The following is a 19066-nucleotide window of genomic DNA, read 5'->3' on the forward strand; positions in this document are numbered from 1 at the left end:
TGAGTTTACTGGTTAGACAACAAAGGCTGTGCAGAAATTTCTGCACAGCCTTTGATTAACAAAATTTTGCAAAATACAGGACCAGCAGCGGTACTGACTGCAACGACAAATTCTTATCTGTTAGAATACCTACCAAAATTTCCTAAGAGACTTGAACCTGTCATACTTCCTTCATGAAAGTTGCAGCTTTCGCTCCACTGGTCCTGGTACACCACTTGAAATAGCCCTGAGATTTAACGTTTCAGAACCTTGTGCCTGCTGAATGAACCGTTTTCATTTTGAATGCTCAGAAAATAAACGCCAGGCACATATCGCGACATATCGATTAATAATATCTGGTCTTTTTCAACTGAAATTGATCTTACAACCTGACCTGAGATATTTGTAATACTGATCTTGTTCTTTCCCTTCAGTCCTTCGATCCTGAGCTCACCCACCACCGGATTAGGAGCTACAGTGATATTCAGGGCAGGAGAGAATATTGCCATACTAACCGGACTATATTTAGACCTGCCATCAAGATCTATTTGTTTCAGGCGATAGTAGTTCTTATCAGCGAGCGGCGCATTGTCTACATAAACATAATCTTCCCTGCTACTGCTATTGCCGTTCACAGCCTTCGAGCCAACAAAATCTATACGGCTCCAGGTGTTTCCATCTCCGCTTCGTTCAATCTCGAACCCTTTATTGTTCTGTTCATTTGAAGTAGCCCATTTGAGGATTATGTTATTTTTTCCAGCCTGAGCGTTGAACGACAGCAAGGTAACCGGCAATACCGCGCTCAGATTTTGCGTGGAAGACAGATAAACGAAGCTGGAGCCCAGGGGAACATTATGGAACTCTACGAAATAGATCCCATCTTCCACTCCGGAGGCATCGGGCGCTATTGCTTCAGCCTTTCCTCCCGTGAACAGGCCATTATCGTAAACATCTGTTATTACATCATCTGCACTACCATCATACATGAACCAACCATTGGTCAATGCACCCGGAACATTTGTTGCATTCATCTCGTCTGCGCTATAATAGACTCTCAATTTTCCAGTGGAAACCGGTGAAGGATTATTATCCACGATCGATGCAATGCGCGGCATCAGGTTGGTAGTATGAACAGGTCCGCTATAACCAACTCCTTCAGGAGTGATGGTCACATCAAGGTTATCCAGTTCCGGTCCGGAAACCCCGGATACTCCCAATAACTTTTGTGCCGGATCTCCTGCTTTATTAAACTGGGCCCATTCACCTGTTCCGCAGTTATCATTGTATTCTGTGGTAGTTTCAACAACTTCCGGGAGATATACAGTTCCTGTACTTAATGGTGTTACTCTTCCGAAAGTGAAATAGCTTGCTCCGTTGGGGAAGCCGTGCATTGCCTCATAGTTTGTACCGTTCAATGTAAGGGGGATTGCCGTAACATTGGTGGTGAAGGCTGCATCGTCGGCAAAGATGATAGCATAATCTGCACAGGCATCATTGGCAAGCGTGGTAGTGCCTACTGAAGCCTGCGGGAAGCGGATGAACAACTGATCGGTAATACTGGTATTCTGTACTTTCCAGACGCGGTTCATACGGCGTCCGTTATCCACGCTTCCAGCATAACTGAATGCAGTATAAGTGCCGGCAGTATTGGTCATCGCTTGTGTATTGCCGTTATCTCCCCAGATCAGGAAATTACCATCAGCGATGGTGCCGGTATTCTCCTCATTAGTTGGAGCGATAGTTCCCAGCGCCATGATCACCTGTCCATTGGTATTTGCATGCTGGCTTCTGCTCTGCTTTTGAAGCAGTGCGGAATTGAAGTCGTGACCGATGCCTGCCACATTATTATAGAATCCGGAATTGGCGGCGGCATCCCAGACAACCATATCCTGAGACGTAGTGTAGTTATTACTGTTATGAAGCGTAATACCATATTTGATTGCGAGGTAGGCATCCACTTTGTTACGTTCTGCATCAGTGATAGCGCCATTGCCGTAAATGATCAGCTCCCCGATATTTCCAACAAATCCTGCGTCATCACCTCCGGCAACATTTACAGCATTGGATCCGAACATAAATCCTCCTGTCATCGCTCCCCTGGCAGTATGGTTGTAAATTGCCCCCATTACATTGCCATTAAGCCCTTTACTCATTGAGGTATTGGTAAAACGATGATACATGATGCTGGAAACATTGGTCAGGAAATTGATGTTCCCGGGGTTAGGAGCTCCAAGGCTTCCTCCTGTGTTATCTCTTCTTGCTATTGTACCATTAGTATACAAACCAGGGTGATCCCAGTTGGTTCCATTAAGTGTGGTATTATCCATACCTATATTAAAGAACCTGGTGCCACTCATCCCCTCTTTCGTCATTGTGAAAATGTCAAAGTCAGTTGATGAAAGCGTAGGTTCGGTAATATTACCGATAGACTGGTTGGTAGCGGTAAAGTTGATGCCTGGGTTGAAATTGAAATAAGCAGAGTCCCCGGTTTTGAATTGAGGCAATGCTCCTGTTCCAAGCTGGGCAGTAACAACGCCGGATGTGAAATCCGTCCATTTCACCAGGGTGGTTCCGGTTCCTCCAGATTCAGTCAGTTTATCCGCCCTGTACCAATGGCTCAGACCGTTTGTTACGCCTCCGGGCGCTTGTACAAAAGCAGCAAGCGTAAAATACTGTCCATCGCTCAAGGTAACATCTGCATAGGCATATTCCACTCCATTTACAGTTTGTGTTCCTGCCATGTCTGTGAATACATCAGAGGCATCGAACACATTATCGGGGCTTTGCACCAGCTTCATGTTGGTAAGCCCTTTTGGCCAGGCTACGCGTACAGTACCGATACTGCCGGTGTTTTGAACTTTCCAGATAGCTGCAAAGCGTTTATTGATGCCAGTTACACCGGTCATGTTTTCAGAGGGCGCTTTGGCCAGGTTATTATCGCCCCATACCAGGTACTGACCGTTCGATAATACACCGGTGTTGGCAGCATTGGTATTGGCCAGGCCGGTAGTACTGATCAGCACCTGCCTGCCTGTGTTGGTGCTCCATGATTGCTTTTGTGATAAAGAGCCAAGATCATCACGGCCAATACCGGCAATGTTATAGTGATATCCGTTATTCACTGTGGCATCCCATACGGTGCCATTCATTGAATTCTTATAATCGCGTGTTCCATTGGCGAAAGTAATTCCATACTTAATGGACATGTATGTTTCTACACGGTCCATTTCCGCTACATCCAATTTGTGTTCAAAAACCACCAATTCATTCAGCTGACCGTCCAATGCACCTGTATTGCCATCACGTCCCATCATCATATCACGGCCATTATTATCCGTATTCAGAACATTCAGTATGGCATCTGCAGTTGTGTAGTCTGTGCGGATACCGTTCAGCGATACAGTGGCATTATCCAGGTTGGTGGTTCCGTTCTGCCAGCCTGCTCCTGCGGTAAAATATGATTTGTTCGCAAAAGCATTGCTGCTATATCCAGTGTATGCAGAGCCCGTTCTTGTATAGAACAACAACTTGTTTTCTGCGCCAAATATGTGTAAACCCGCGTCATCATTGCTTTCATTAAATCCAAAGAAACCTGTCTGGTTGACGGTATTTACATATCCTGCAGCATACAGCGATCCATTAGCTCTGTCTATTACCTGGTTCGCAATATCAGGATTGTAATATAATCGTGCATTATTATAAAAGGTAACGGTTGGATTAAAATTCGCCAGGGTTGTTTCGTTGGAGAAACGAGGACGTTGCTGCCCTGCATATTGACTGAAGTTATGTCCTGTACCGCGGTATTCATTCCATTGCTGAACATCCTGTCCGTCGGAAACCACTGTAGTTCCGGCATCAGAGAATAACTGACCAGTTGCATCTGCACGGTACCATGCAGCAGAAGCTACATTACCCGGACCTACAACATAACCGGCAAAAGTGAAATACTGGCCGTCGGGAAGCGTAACATCTGCATAATTATACACCACGCCATTGATGGATAAAGTATTTCCAGTCATGTCTGTTCGCGGATCGGTATCATCAAAGTTGTCGTCTGCACTCTGGATCAAATGTATCCCTGCAACTCCACTGGGCCAGCATACCCGTACAGTACCAATATTACCGGTATTCTGTACTTTCCATATGGCGGCAAAACGCAGGTTCAACTCAGGGATACCTGGATAAATAAACGAAGTTGCCATTGATTTGGCTAAACCATTATCTCCCCAGAGCAGCCACTGGCCCTCTGCCAGCCCGGTTGCATTCAATGCATTCGTATTTGCCAGACCGGTAGTTCCGATCAACACCTGCTGACCGGCAACATTGCTTTGTGATTGCTTCTGGTGAAGGGCGCTGCTTTCATCCCTGGCAAGGCCGGCAATATTCTTATTATAACCGGCATTGACGGTTGCATCCCAAACAACTGAAGAAGCACTATTGAGGTAATTGGGAACACCTGTACCATCCTCCGTTTTCAGCGTGATGCCATATTTTACGGCGAGGTAAGAATTGATCCTTTGCTTTTCATCGCCACCTGAGTTCTGGTGATCAATGCTGTAAGCAAATACTTCGGATATACCTCCCTGGTGATTTTCATTACCACTTCCCTGTACATTGTGCCCTTCGGAACCAATGGCAAAGTTGGCAGGAGTCCTGTTATTGTTCAATGTGCCTATATGTGTGGAAGTAGAGCTGTACGTTTTACCATCGAGATTCATGTAAACGCCATTGATACCAGTTCCACGCCAGGACATACCTCCAATATTTGCCGGCAATGTTCGGGCATCCATATCCGTTGTCATGATCGCACGTCCGTTATCTCTCCATAATTCATATCGTTCATCCCAGCGGAAGAAATTAGGATCATCATCTGCCCATCCGTAAGGCGTGTTCCAGCCACCTCTGCCGGAGTTGAACATTACACCATAAGTAGAGCCCGGGCTATTGATGGTAGGAAAATACAGATCACCTTCCCTGTAGAAGAAATCATTATCTCCGTCGAAATAATAGAAGGGATTGAAATTGAAAGTATAGGTTTTGTTATCGGCTTTGTAAGCATTATCGGTTACCAGTAAAGGCTGGTAGGTTGCGTTATTGTTCTGGGAAACGTCCCTTCCATTGCCAGATACGTCCTGCCATTTATTTTTTGCTCCGGGGGTTACTACGCCATCATCGGCTTTATGCCACATCAGCAGGCCATCCACCACTCCGCCCGGAGAAGGTACTTTGGCTGCGAAAGTAAAAAATTGGCCATCGGATAGAATTACATCAACATAATTATAAATAACGCCATTGATGGTTGTTTCGTTGGCAGACATATCAGAAACAACATCAGTTGCATCAAAAACTGCATCGGAGCTCTGGATCAGTTTCAGGTTTATGAGGCTTTTGGGCCATGCAACGCGTACGGTGCCGACAGAGCCAGTGTTTTGCACTTTCCATGTAGCGGCGAACCTGTGGCTGATGCCCGTGATCCCTGTGATGGGGATATTTGCATTTTTGGAAAGATTATTATCTCCCCAGATTAGATATTGTCCGTCTGTAAGACTGCCTGCATTGGCGGCATTAGTGTTGGCGAGCGATCCAACGCCAATGAGTACCTGCCGGCCTTCATTGGTGCTCCAGGATTGCTTTTGGTAAAGCGCTCCATTATTATCGCGTGCTATACCGGCAATATTGTTATGCCAGCCTGTATTGGCAGCTGCATTCCAAACGGTAGCATTAGTTGAGCTCTTGTAGTCCCGTCCTCCGCTGGCATAGGTTGTACCATATTTAATTGCCAGGTAGGTTTCCACCTGGTCCATCTGACTGCTTGTAAGCCTGTCTTCAAAAACAAGTATCTCATTCAACTGTCCGCTGAAAGCACCGTAGTTATTGTCGCCGCCAATACGCAGATCACGTGCGCCTGTAGAGAGATTTGCATTTTGAAGCTGGCTGCCTGAATAGTCGATTCTGTTTCCGTTCAGAGATACAGTAGCACCGGCATAACTGGCATTAGTACCCGCAGCATTCCTCCAACCAGCACCAGCTGTAAAGAAAGATTTTGCCGCCATGGGCTCAGTACTTTGTCCCTGGTATCCGGGACCGCCGGTAAAGAAAAGTAAATGGAAGTTTGAAGCATAGGCATGCAGGCCGGGATAGTCCATAGATGGATGAAAGCCAAGCATGCCACTGCGTTTTTGTACATTCATGAAGCCTGCTGCATACAAAGAGCCTTCAGCTCTGTCTATTATGTTGATCCCTGTTCCGGCAGTGAATTGCATCCAATCGTTACTGCCATCGAAGGTTAGGGTTGGATTAAAGTTAGCAAGGGTTGTGGCATTGGAGAAAACAGGTCTTGAACCTGATGTTGTCTGCAACAAATTAAATCCTGTGCCGGAATATTCGTTCCACCTGTAAACCGTGCTGTTGTCAGACACCTGGGTGGTGCCATTGTCTGTAAATAATCCTGAAATTATATCAGCCCGGTACCAGGCTGCGGCAGGAACTCCGCCGGGTGATTGTCCTTTAAGGGAAAGGGTCGACAGCAATATACCCGCCAGCCCCAAAGAGCAGATCTTTCTTGTGTGCATAAGAAGAAGGAATTTGAAAAGGAAAATGGATGATTAACCGTCCGCACTGGTTCTCGTATTAAAAATAGTCACATTATGACGATCCGCTTTGAGATACAGTAATACCTGAGGTTAACAATAGTACTTTCCCTATAATAGAAAACCCGTATGCCCGGATAAGGTTAATCATCTAACAAGATAGAAGCCAGGTACGAAGGAGAATTTTTTCTAACAAGCATTTTCATGAATGCCGCATTCCATAAGGGTTTCCCTTTATAAACCAATGAACTGCATCAATAGACTGTGGCTGATATGAAAGAGGTAACCCCATTATTCGTCCATAAACGTATACAGTACTTCTTCAACTCACCAATTCAATAAATTATATACTACAGTTATCCATATAGTTAATTCATTAGTTTTGTCCAGTATAAGCCTATAACCAACCTCTTAATGATTCGTATTGGTTTATTGATGGCCCTTTTTCCCGTTGCAGATGAAAAATCCGGAAAAAAGCAGTTCATCAGAAATGAACAATCGGATATAGTGATAATGGAAAATGAGACAACCCCTTCACGTCAATTAAACAAATATCCTCTTAACCAATGGAAAGCAAACAGGCCAGGTACAATTCAGTATTAGTCATAGATGATCATAAGATGGTGGCCAATGGTATAAAGTTGTTGATAGGAGATCTTTTTGAAAATTTCTACATGGCTCATGATGGTGCGAGTGGCATGAGTAAAGCTTTACAGCATTTCCCTAAACTGATCATTGTTGATTATTCCCTTCCCGATACTACAGGTGAAATACTGGTACGGGAACTGAAATATAAGATCCCATCAGCCAGGGTATTGGCATATACTTATACCTATTCCGCCGAAACGATTGTAAAGATGTTTCAATCCGGGATCAACGGCTATGTGATCAAAAAAGAGAATGATGATGATTTCATCCGGGCAATACATGTGTTGATGGAAGGCCGTGATTATTTCTGCAGTGAAGCCCGGGCGCATATTCTGAATCGTTTTTCCAACACAGACGAAGATCATACCATCAGACATCTGATAGCAAACACAAAGTTCTCAGGAAAAGAACTTGAGCTGATCAGATTATTGTGCAGACAAATGACCACCAAAGAAATAAGCAGTCATTTATACCTTTCTGAGCGGACCGTGGAACAATACCGGAGCAGTATAACCAGACGTATAGGAGCCAGGAATCTTGCAGGGGTTATCAAATTTGCCTTACAGAACGGCATCATTCAACTCGACGAATTATGATACCTACCGTCACTATATCAATCCTATGCATATGCTTACGAAGAAAGCACAATCAACAAAACAATTCTTAAACAAAATCAACCCAACACTTCTTCTCTTATTTCTCATTTTTTACACATCAACCTTACAGGCTCAAAATTGCACAATCAATGCGGGCGGAAATGCGATCGTCTGCGGCTCAACCACTACCTTAACAGGAACAGAAAGCGGCACAACCGGTGCCGGAACGCCTGTATGGACCTTTGTATCCGGGCCGGTGGTCCCCACTATCGCCACCCCCAATTCCCTGGTTACCAATATAACCGGAATGACAATGGATGGCAATTATGTATTCCAGCTTTCCCGCGCCTGCGGAACCGGCACCGCCATTTCAACGGTTACGATCACCGCCCATCCGCGTCCGGCAAGTTTTACTGCCGGCCCTGAAATTACCAATGTTTGCGCAACGGTAGGCACAACCCCGTTGGCTGGTGTTATACCTGCAGGATTTACAGGCGCCTGGAGGTCAGTGAATATTTATTCCTGGAGCAGGTATAGTACAGTGGTCAATACCAATTCCAGCTTTGACAATACCACTACAGCCACTCCTGTCTTTTCACTGATCAATAAAGCCAACCATACGATTGATCCGTCTTATTACGCCATTTTGAGAATTACGTCTGCCGATAATACATGTAGTTATGAAGACACGACAATTGTAAGATTTGTTCCGAATCCTGTTCTGGTGTATACCGGCACCACCAGCCTTTGCCGGGATGCAGGTAATGACCGGACAGTCATTTTCCCAGCAGCCGGCTCACCAATAGTGGCAACAAATTATCCCAACACTTCCGGAGCGGCAAGCTCGGGTACTGCCATTTCCATCAATGTGGTCAGCCAGCCTGCCGGAGCCAACCTTACGTTTGACCGTATCAGTGATGAAGGAAGACTTTTCCTTGCAGGTGGTACTATTCCGGGTACCTATCAAATCCAACTAACGGTCACGAATAGCTGTGGAACCCACACTACACCAACATTGACTTACAACTTTACCGGCGTCAAGCCACACTTCGTTAATTTTCAGCCTGCCGGGCACGAAGCTCCGGAACAACTGACGATCTACTCCAATGCCGGATCCGGGGGAGAGGTCCATTGCAGCAGCAAGGCAGGGACTACAACTCCCGAAACATTTTATTTCAGTATCGATCCGGCAGATCCCGCTACAGTGGTTACTACAGTTACAAACAGAGGCATCACCCCTCCGGGAGGAGCGCCTACCATAGCGCTGTCTGGCGCCGGGACCTACGACAGAATGGTTACCGTAACGCCTCCTGCGGGAGGATGGAGCGTTGGAACATATTCATTTTCGGTATCAACATCCAATGGCGCCTGTGAGGTAAACCAGTCCTATTTTATTCATATCACCGATAATGGCCGTACGAATGTTGGAGTGCCGGACGTGAGCGCCTGCTACACGGCTGCAGGAGCCGTAATATCGGCAACTGTTCCGCTTCCTGCGGTGTACAAGGGTGTTGTGAATTCAAGCTATCTGCAGGAATTTGGTGGCTACTACAATTTTGCTGTAGTTTCCAAACCAGCAGGGTCTGCCAATCCAACTTATACCTCTACAAGTTTACGCAGCCTTACCAGCACAAGCACTACCATTTCCAATCTCAACATGCCTGGTGATTATGTATTCAGCATCACAGCCATGAATGGGCCCGGAGCTGGTCCGATCATGGCGGCAGAATATGGTTGCAGCGGCGCCTCATTGTCGGGCAATTTCACCATTCACGTTGAAGAAAAGATAAACCCGAATGCAGGTTCCGATCTGACCAGTTGTACGCAGTCAGTGCCGCTGCTGGGTAATTCAGCTGGGGCTGGAACGGGCCTATGGACTTTCATTGATGGACCTGCCGGCGCCAGTCCAACTATTGCATCGCCGGGAAGTCCTTCCACTACAGCCAGCAATCTTGATTTTATCGGGCAGTACCGCTTTGCCTGGAATATCACAACACCTTTGGGAGGATGCACCGGGCAGGATATTGTAACTTACGATATCACCTGTGCATTACCGGTAAGCTTAACCGAATTTACCGCCACCAGGCAATCCGCTGCTGTAGTCCTCAACTGGTCCACTGCTTCGGAATCAAATAACCGTGGCTTTTCTATTGAACATTCCACAGATGGCAGCACCTGGACCTCAATCGGCTTCCAGCCCTCAAAAGCAGAAGGAGGAAATAGTTCCGGGACAATCGCCTACAGTTATAAACACAATAGCCCGGCAAACAGTACCAATTTCTACAGGTTGAAGCAGATCGACTTCGACGGGAAATGGGAATACAGTCCAGTCCGCCAGATAAGGGTGAATGGACAAAGTATTCTCGTTTATCCCAATCCTGCAAAGGATATCATAACAATTCAGGGTCTGGCGGGCAATGAAACGATCCAGGTATTCGATGCAACCGGCAGGAAGGTCAAACAGCTTAGCGGCATGCCGCAACAGCAGAAGATCTCCATTGCCGATCTGCGAGAAGGGACCTATCATATCATTGTGGTAACCCGGGAAGGAAATATGTCATCGCATAAGATCACCAAGCTGAAGTAATATTCGCCAGGAAGAATTATGGGACTGACTAAAAAGCTACCATCTTAGAATTTCGGTGAGCCCACTCGCTCGCCTCTGGCGAGTGAGTTTTGTTTAGTCGCCTCCGGCGACGCGGTGTTCGCCGGAGGCGAACTAATACAAGTCACTCGCCGGGAGGCGAGCGACTGCCAGCTCTCTGACCTTTTTAGTCAGCCCCATTAACCTGTCTGCAGGTTTATTTGAAAATCTCTTTCAGTTTTTGATTGAGCGCTTCACCACGAAGGTCCTGCGCAATGATGGTCCCTGAGGGATCGATCAGGAAATTGGCAGGCACTGCTTTTACACCATATGCAACTGCAATAGCGTTGTTCCATCCTTTGAGGTCGCTCACCTGCGTCCAGGTGAGGCCATCCTTATCAATGGCTTTGATCCAGGGATCGCGGGATTTATCGAGGGATACACCCAGTACATTGAATCCTTTGGCCCCGAAGATATCCATCTGTTTACGAAGGTTGGGGTTCTCGGCGCGGCAAGGCCCACACCAGGAAGCCCAGAATTCGAGCAGTACATATTTCCCCTTGTAGGTATCGAGTGTTATCGTTTGTCCATCAACGGCAGTTTGGGCAAAAGGCAGTGCTTTATTCCCGGTTTTAATTTTACTGAGCAATTCCATGCGACGCGTCAGCTCCTGTCCCTGCAATGAAGATTTCACTGTTGCATGGAGCGCATCGTACATCGGCCTGCATTCATCCAGCGTTTTGTTGTTCACATACATCAGCAATTCCCTGGCGCTGACAGGACTTGATGGATGCTGCCTGATGAAATTCCTGCGGATCTCGTATTCATAAGCATACCATTTGCCGCCATCGGCTTCCAGTAGTCTGGCCCTGGCTGTATCGCCGGCCTGTTTTGCATTCCAGGCTTCGGTATAAATATTGTTCACCCATTTCCTGTTGCTCATGATCTCCTGGTTGAACCGGGCATATTCATTCACCACAGCAGAGCCGCTTACTTTCAGATTGTCTGGGGCGCCACTTATTTCAACCTGCCCTTTGTCTACAAAGAGGTCCAGGCGCAGTTTATAATCGCGTGAGAAGAGCATGCCCTGCACGGGCTCTTCCACACGGCCCTTGAAAGAGAATTTGCCATTGATCACTTTTGCGCTGTCCATTTTTGTATCGTCGAAAACTCCGTAGGTGAGGTAAACAATGCTGTCTTTGAATCCGGAAAGATTACCGCTCACTGCAAATGCTTCCGGTTTGCCGGTCTGTTGCCAGGACAATGCAGAGAGAGATGCCGTAATGAAGAGGGCCAGTACAATATTCTTGTTTATGTTCATTGTTGTTTTTTTAGAAATTGAATGATGATTACAGGTCATTGCGGATCACAGCGTCAATGGTGAGCCCCGGAATGCCTGTTTGCTTTTTGATGATGTCTCCAAATTTACCGGTGCTTACGTCCAGGTGATAGAGTGTTCCTTCTGTTCCGGCTAACATGGTATTGCCACCATCTATCAGTTTGATCATGGTCACATCCTTTCCTTCGAAATTGGTGGTGAGCACCCGGAAGTCTTCGTTCGCAGGATTATAGCGGTAGATCTTATCGCCAGAAGTGAAATAGAATATTTCGCCGGGTGAATTGGTCCATTTGGTAGTTGCTGTGACCAGGTTGGGTTGTGAGAAGTTGCGGATATATTCCGGTTTGATCAGGATGATGCCCATGAATTCCACACCGAATTTGATCTCCTTCAAAGTACCGGAAGCATCTTTACCTACGGCAAAACAGTTACCATCGTTCACCTGTACAAAGAAAAGCAGGTCCAGGCCCACACTGCGTGGATCGAAGGCGCTGCCCACCACCTGGTAACCGGTACCGATGAATGCAGGATTACCAAAATTGGTGAAAGCCACTATTTGTTTTTTCACTTTATCATAGCCCAGGAAGTAAGGCATTACGGAATTGAAAGCAGCCTGCTCAAACAGGTTATAGTCGCCTTCCGCAGGATTGCCGAACATATTGTAGAGAGGGTTCTTGTTCCAGGTCTGCGTCATGCCCACATACAGTTTTCCATTGATCACACCATTCATGGATTCCATCTGTGTGGGAGAAAAATTGCCGGGTGTTACTGTTGCGGGTGGAATGAAGAAATTACCGGAAAGGTTTTTTATCTTTTTCATGGTGTAAGAATCTATCTGTACACCTTTTTCACCTTCATCGGTAAACACCCAGTAGCTGGTAGTGTGCCAGGGTTCGATACTGGCATGGCGAAGACCGATCAGTTGCCTTGGTTTTCCACCAAGCTTTTCCCCGAGATTAGCAGCTTCATAAATATCGGGCTGCACGGTCCCGTCTGGTTTGATGAACGAAAGTTTGGTTTCTCCGTTGTAAACACTGAGTACAGTAGTACCCTGGGAAAAGCTCGTTTTACCACTTACAATGAAATCATGGAAATATTTCATTCCATTGCTGTTATTGGTAATGGTGAGTTTACCGCGGTACCTGTTGGCGCCCAAGCCGAATACGGTCCTGATTTCCGGGCCTGTGAAACTGAGGTCGGAAGCCAGCTCGGGAATAGCGATCGTCCAATCGAAAGCAAGTTGGCTCTGATTGCTGAATTGAATGGTGGGTTTGATGATCAGGCTATCTCCCACGTATACGGAATAAACAGTATCCAGGTTAGTGATGATGGGTTTTTCGGGAAGATTGTAATCGTAGTTCCCTTTGTCTTTGTAACAAGCCGCCAGCAAGGCGAGCAGGGCGGCTGTTATGAATAATCGGTTACGCATTGAAGTATGTTTTTGACAGTTGCAGTATTAGTTGATGTCCAGTCCGTTCTCATCCACGAAATAGAATCTTCCTGACCCGGCATCTTTCCGGACCATGATCAGTTTGGCCGGATTGGTGGTAGCATAGAAATCGTAATTGCCATCATCGCGAAGAGTGAGCACATACCCTTTATCTGGATTGTTGTTCACCCAGGTGAAAGGATCTGCCGTCATGGCATTCAATTTTCCTACCAGGAACAGGTTGCGCGGAGCATCCAGGCCGTCTTTGGTCATTGAAGTAACACCGGTTGCGATCATGAACAATTCATGCTTCACGCGTGAGTAAGCGCCCAGGGGCCAGGTATTCCACCAGTCAGGCTGTTCCAGTTTGCTGCTGAGGATCACCCTGGCTTTGATCAGTTTATTGATACCGGTATCCAAACCTGCGCCTGGTTTCAATTTCAAAGCAAGCTTTACAGATTTCGATTGCAGGGATGGATCAGTATTGTACAGGACCACCGGAAGCCTGAACACACCTGAATCTGCTGGCAAGGTGTAGTTGGCTTTGAATGGTTCATAATGTACGCCTGCCTGTGCGGTTGTATTGCTGTCTACCACTATCACTCCGAACTGGCGGAGGCTGTCTGCTCTCAGTCCGGACAGTTTCACCGGAAGGAAAACAGTATCGCTACCCAGTTCGGGTCTGTAAGCAAAAGTGTACACAACACTATCTTCCGGGTTAATATCGAAATACACATTCTGCATTGGCGCCTGGTAAATGAAATCCGGTGTTTTCTTACAGGCAACACCAACAAACAGGACCAGTATGGTAAAGAAAATTTTAGGTTTCATGTTCACATCAGTTTAATGTTGTCCGTATTCTAATTCGTCATTGGGGAAAGGCAGCATGAAGATCTTGTCTGAAGGTGGCGTGGTGGCGCCGTTCTCCTGGAGAATTCCCCTGTTGAGACGTTTGTACAGGTAGAATAACTGGCCTTCAGCATAAGTTTCTTTGCGAACTTCCTTTACCAGTTCATCCATGAACATGGTTTTTGATGTGGTATTCACCGGCACATTGATGCCCCTTGCAGCACGTACCAGGTTGAGGTAATCCTGTGCTTTGGCAGGGTCTGAATCCCAGCTTGCTTCCGCTGCGATATAATACATTTCGCTCAACCTGATGGCAGGATGCACCAATGGATGCCTGTTGGTTTCCTTATCCCGCTTGTATTTCAGGAGCTCATAGCGGACCATCGAGTTATCATTGATGAGATTGAACCATTGTTTGAACCGACGGTCTTCACCGCCAACGCCGCCTTTCTCATACAGTTTGTCTCCTGCATCGGCCTTGATATAGAAACCTGCAAAACCAGATTCAAAACGCCTTGCATAATCTTCTGTATGCCAGTTGTCGTACCAGCAAAAAACCAGTTCAGGGTACATGATCCTGTCTTTCAGTTTTACATCTGCATTGATGAAGTCCTGCTCTTTTGTGAAAGGGAATTTCTTTGCATCGATCACTTCTTTTGCATTTGACAGCGCTTCCTGCTTTTTATCGAGATACAGATATACCCTTGCCAGTGCGCCACAAACGGCATAATAATTCAACCTGTGACGTCTGTTTTGCTGGAACAATACGGGAGACACCAATTCTTTGGAAGCTGTATCACTGGGATAGCCCACAACGTAAGCTCCTTTCAGAATGGGATCTGACGTTCTGAGCAAATCTTTTGCTGCTGTAAGGTCTGCCGCCATTTTATTCAATGCTTCAGTAACGTTAGACAAAGGCGTAACCTTATTGGAAAATGTGGTAACATAAGGAATGGCCTTACCGGTTGGCGCGGAGGCAAAAGATGGGCCAAATAACCTGAGGATATCGAAATGCAGAAACGCCCTCAATGCCAGCGCCTCACCATGGATAAGCTGGCGGTTCACGTCTGTAAAAGACACGCTATTATTGATATTCTCCAGGATCAGGTTACAATTGGCGATGGAAGTATACATCCTGCGCCAGATCTTGTCTTTACGATCAATAAAACGGAGATCAATATAGTTGTAAATCGATGCCTGTTTGTATCCATCCCTGTCGTTCGGCTCAAAATGATAATTCTGAGCCAGCACTTCAGGCAGTCCGGTAGACAGTTCCAGGCCATACAGTTCCTCGTGTGCACAGGAAGTGTAAACACCGTTCAGCGCTTCCATGAAACCTGATTCTGTTTTGAACAGTTCATCTTTGGTTACCTGGTCTTCCGGTTTCACATCAAACCATTTGTTGCAGGAGGCCAACAGGAAGAGCGTTGCTATGATGATAGAATATTTTTTCATATCGAATGAGTTAGAAACTTGTTTGAATGGAGAAAGTGAATGACCGTGCGAATGGATATTCCAGTCCTCTTTCGATTGTCATCGAAGACCACCTGTAAACATCGTTCATGGTGAAGGATGCGCGGAGGTTGCGCATAGACAGTCTTTTGCAGAAGGCTTTGTTGAAATCGTATGAGCAATAAATGGAACTCAGCTCCAGCACATTGTCTTTTTGTACAAAACGATCAGACACCATGGTGGTGCCGGTACTGGCGATGTCTTTATATTTGGCGATATCACCGGGTTTTTTCCATCTTTCTCCCAATACGCGACTGTCTACATTGTAGCGTGGGTCTGCATTTTCCACACGGTCTACCAGGGTCTGGTTATAATCCTTACCACCAAACCTGGTATAGAACTGCACCTGCATCATAAAATTCTTCCAGGTTACGGAGCCTCCGAAGAAGCCATCGGCAGTGGGCGTATTGTCGGCTACAGCAACAATGTCTTTTACATTCCAATCATAAGTATATGTGCCATCCTTTTTGAGGAAGACCTCCCGTCCGTTTTCCGGATCGATGCCCATGGAGCGGACGGCAAAGATGGTATTGAGTGATTGTCCTTCCACATATCGCACCAGTGGAGTACCTCCGTAGGTGGAGGATTGAGCTTCATCTACTTTATCGTTATAAGCTTTGAGAGCATTGGAGATAAGCACGATCTTGTTAGTATTGCGCGCCATATTGAGGGTCAGGTTCACCATCCAGTCTTTCGTTTTAACCACAGCAGCTTTCAGGTTCAGTTCATACCCTTCATTGAGCATATCGCCCAGGTTGGCTTTGTAAAAACCGAAACCGGTAGAAGGCGCCAGTGTGATGTCTGACAGCATCCCTTTGGTAAGCTTGTGATAATAGCGAGGGGAGATCATGATACGGTCATTGAACAGACCGAGATCAACACCTGCATCTACGTTGATGGTTTGCTGCCATCTCAGATCGGGATTGCCGTAATTGGCAACGATGGATCCCATACCGGTAGAGTACCAGTCTGACCAATAATTGAAAGTGGTCTTGGCCATATTGGGCGCGAAATTGACGGTGCCTGTTTTTCCGGTGCTTGCGCGCAGTTTCAGCAAACTGATGATGCGGCTGTTGAAATTGGCTTCCTTATGAACATTCCAGCCAACGCCGAGCGACCAGAAGGTAGCGATCTTCTTTTCTGTGCCGAACTTGGATGAACCATCGCTTCGTATAGTAGCGTCGAAGAGATATTTGTTCTTGTAAGTATAGTTCCCGCTGAGGAAAGTTCCGCCGAGCCTTTCAACGGTAGATAAACCTCCCGGGGCAGCGCCTTCGGCATATCCGAGCGCGAAGCCGATATTCGTGAACCTGTCATTCGGGAACCCAATGGCCGTAAATGAAGTAAAATCCTGCCTGGTAGTTCTGATATTGGCTCCCAGCGTAGCATTGAAGAAGTGATCGCCTACCTGTTTGTTGTAACCCAGTGTAATATTTCCGTCCACATAGGTTTCATCGGAGGTGGTGTAAGTATAACTTCCCCTTTCATTCAATTTATCAGGCGCAGTGAAATAGTAGTAATTGTCGTTAGGTGAAGTGTACTGATCATATGTGTATTTGCGCTTGGTCAAACTGAAAAGTCCGCGCAGCCTGATACCATCGGCAATATTCCATTCGGCAGAAAAAGCATCGATGAATTCCGTGTACTTGTTCTTGTCGAATGAATGCAGTGTACTCTTGTACATAGGATTGAGCACCACATCTGTAACAAACTGATCTGCGCCGTTGCGACGTGTATCGATCAACCAGCTGTCCAGCGACTGCAGGATATTACCGAGAGAATCCGTCTTGGGATAATATGGATTCATCCGCACATAATCATTGAAATTTCCCCAGGGAGATTGGGTGGCATTCATCTGCGTAACGGTGAGTGTATTCTTGAAAAGGAAGGTAGTGCTGGGATTGTATGCGAGGTCAACGCCCACACTGTAGCGGTCACGCGTGGACCCTTTCATTACACCCGGTTGCGCCTGGTAACGGAGGTCCAGTCCATAACGGATGCCATTGCCGCCACCTTCGAGATAGATGGTATGTTTTTGTCCGAGAGCAACACGCAATGGCTGAGATAACCAGTAGGTGTTGACGCCACCTATCACATTCTGTTTTTTACGATAATAAAGTTCTTCCTGCATATCCGAACTGCGCTCTCCCACTGAGTTGTAGAGGCCAGCCAGGCGTTCGTATTCCAGTTTTTGTTCTGCATTCAGCAAATGATAATCGGTAAGGTCAGGAGCGTTCACGGTAAAATCACCATTATAATATACCTGCAGCTTACCGGCCTTTGGTTGTTTGGTAGTGATCACCACTACTCCATTGGCTGCACGTGAACCATAAACTGCTGTAGCCGCAGCGTCTTTCAGTAGTGTGATGCTTTGGATGCGGGAGTTGTCAAGGTCATACACCTTTTCCACCGATACTTCGTATCCATCAAGGATGAAGGTTGGCATGTTCACATTGCTTTGCAGGTTAGCCCGGCTGAGAATATTTCCGGTGCTGGTGGGCAATGCCGTACTGCCACGAAGATTGATATTGGGAAGACGGTTGGGATTGGAGCCTGAAAGGTTATTCTCCAATACACGGAAAGAAGGATCGAAAGCCTGGATACTTTGCAATACATTTACTGGATTCACTTTTCTCAGTTCTTCGCCTGTTACTGTTACGGCATTTCCTGTGAAGCTTTCTTTATTGATGAACTGGTAACCTGTGACTACCACATTGGCCATCGGATCTTTTGCATGCTGCTTCAACCTTACCTGGATAGTATTGGCATTATGAATGATGATGGTCTGTAATTCATATCCCACATAGCTGATTTCCAGCCTTGCTCCCGTTTTTGCTGCAATGGAAAAGCTGCCTTTGCTATTTGACGCCACGCCTTTTTTGGTGCCGCGTATGATCACACTGGCCCCTTCGATGGGGCGCGAAGTGCTGTCATCCACAATAACGCCGGTAACAATGAACCCGGAAGGAACAGTGTCTCTGACAACTGGGATTTCTTCCAGCTCCTCCTTTCTTTTTGCGCTGATCACAATGGTGCGGTTCACGATCTTGAAACTGAGTGGCTGGTTCTTTAGAACGAGTTCCAACACATCTTTCATCTCCACATCCTTCACTGACAAAGTAACTGGTGCAGCATCATTCAGCAGGCGGGCATTGTAAAAGAAGAGAAAGCCTGTTTGCTTTTTGATGTCTGTGAATACTTTTTTCAGCGACGCGTTCTCCCGGTGTATGCTTACTTTTTGTGCATTTCCGGAAGCTGATACCTGCAAACAGCCTGCAAGCAGCAGCATAGCTGTCAATCTCATAACCAGGTTAATTTTGGGCTTTGCAAGCTGCTTTTGGCGCACAGCTTTGCAAAGAATGATAAAAATCATACTTTTAAACAGTTGGGTTAAACAATATAGGTTCAAACAGACAGAGAACTGGTTTTACCCATCATATGGCCGTCGACGTTGGCGCGTTGGCGGCTTTTTATTGGGTAATCTTTTTCGTACCATATTTTTCAGTACGGCTATTGCATCGGTGATTGTACTTTCATGGA

Annotated in this window: 8 protein-coding genes; 2 read left to right on the forward strand and 6 right to left on the reverse strand. The window is 46.4% G+C overall.

What is annotated here, in order from left to right; translation table 11 throughout:
- Positions 1-233 precede the first annotated feature (233 nt).
- On the reverse strand, positions 234-6551 hold the full coding sequence (locus D9Y29_RS20465) for a T9SS type A sorting domain-containing protein (protein WP_127131754.1): 6318 nt from the start codon (positions 6549-6551) through the stop codon (positions 234-236).
- Between the two features lie 584 nt (positions 6552-7135).
- Here D9Y29_RS20465 and D9Y29_RS20470 point away from each other — a divergent pair.
- Both D9Y29_RS20470 and D9Y29_RS20475 read left to right on the forward strand, forming a co-directional pair.
- Positions 7136-7813 carry a response regulator gene (locus tag D9Y29_RS20470; RefSeq protein ID WP_127131756.1) on the forward strand — a complete coding sequence of 226 codons (678 nt, stop codon included), beginning with the start codon at positions 7136-7138 and terminating at the stop codon, positions 7811-7813.
- Between the two features lie 31 nt (positions 7814-7844).
- Positions 7845-10400: a T9SS type A sorting domain-containing protein gene (locus D9Y29_RS20475; RefSeq protein ID WP_164735500.1), complete on the forward strand. Its 2556-nt coding sequence runs from the start codon at positions 7845-7847 to the stop codon at positions 10398-10400.
- Positions 10401-10614: 214 nt separating this feature from the next.
- On the opposite strand, the gene D9Y29_RS20480 is transcribed toward D9Y29_RS20475, so the two are convergent.
- Genes D9Y29_RS20480 through D9Y29_RS20500 form a run of 5 tightly spaced genes read right to left on the reverse strand, consistent with a single transcriptional unit; the run spans position 10615 to position 18830 of the window.
- The gene (locus D9Y29_RS20480; protein ID WP_164735501.1) at positions 10615-11718 is read right to left on the reverse strand and encodes a TlpA disulfide reductase family protein; all 1104 of its coding nucleotides are present in this window, start codon (positions 11716-11718) and stop codon (positions 10615-10617) included.
- Between the two features lie 28 nt (positions 11719-11746).
- Positions 11747-13165, reverse strand: a complete 1419-nt coding sequence (locus D9Y29_RS20485) for a PKD-like family lipoprotein (RefSeq protein ID WP_127131762.1) — start codon at positions 13163-13165, stop codon at positions 11747-11749.
- Positions 13166-13192: 27 nt separating this feature from the next.
- Positions 13193-13996, reverse strand: coding sequence for a DUF4843 domain-containing protein (locus tag D9Y29_RS20490; protein WP_127131764.1), 804 nt, complete (start codon positions 13994-13996; stop codon positions 13193-13195).
- 12 nt (positions 13997-14008) lie between these two features.
- Positions 14009-15469, reverse strand: coding sequence for a RagB/SusD family nutrient uptake outer membrane protein (locus D9Y29_RS20495; RefSeq protein WP_127131766.1), 1461 nt, complete (start codon positions 15467-15469; stop codon positions 14009-14011).
- A gap of 10 nt (positions 15470-15479) precedes the next feature.
- Entirely contained in the window at positions 15480-18830 is a 3351-nt protein-coding gene (locus tag D9Y29_RS20500; RefSeq protein WP_127131768.1) for a SusC/RagA family TonB-linked outer membrane protein, read from the reverse strand.
- Positions 18831-19066 lie beyond the last annotated feature (236 nt).

Origin of the sequence: Pseudoflavitalea rhizosphaerae (assembly GCF_003991355.1) — a bacterium.
Taxonomy (GTDB): domain Bacteria; phylum Bacteroidota; class Bacteroidia; order Chitinophagales; family Chitinophagaceae; genus Pseudobacter; species Pseudobacter rhizosphaerae.

Bases quoted from the DNA above. Each gene is read 5' to 3' on its own strand.
- D9Y29_RS20475 (WP_164735500.1), top strand. From the start codon at position 7,845: ATGCTTACGAAGAAAGCACAATCAACAAAACAATTCTTAAACAAAATC.
- D9Y29_RS20465 (WP_127131754.1), bottom strand. From the start codon at position 6,551: ATGCACACAAGAAAGATCTGCTCTTTGGGGCTGGCGGGTATATTGCTG.
- D9Y29_RS20500 (WP_127131768.1), bottom strand. From the start codon at position 18,830: ATGAGATTGACAGCTATGCTGCTGCTTGCAGGCTGTTTGCAGGTATCA.
- D9Y29_RS20470 (WP_127131756.1), top strand. From the start codon at position 7,136: ATGGAAAGCAAACAGGCCAGGTACAATTCAGTATTAGTCATAGATGAT.
- D9Y29_RS20485 (WP_127131762.1), bottom strand. From the start codon at position 13,165: ATGCGTAACCGATTATTCATAACAGCCGCCCTGCTCGCCTTGCTGGCG.
- D9Y29_RS20495 (WP_127131766.1), bottom strand. From the start codon at position 15,469: ATGAAAAAATATTCTATCATCATAGCAACGCTCTTCCTGTTGGCCTCC.
- D9Y29_RS20490 (WP_127131764.1), bottom strand. From the start codon at position 13,996: ATGAAACCTAAAATTTTCTTTACCATACTGGTCCTGTTTGTTGGTGTT.
- D9Y29_RS20480 (WP_164735501.1), bottom strand. From the start codon at position 11,718: ATGAACATAAACAAGAATATTGTACTGGCCCTCTTCATTACGGCATCT.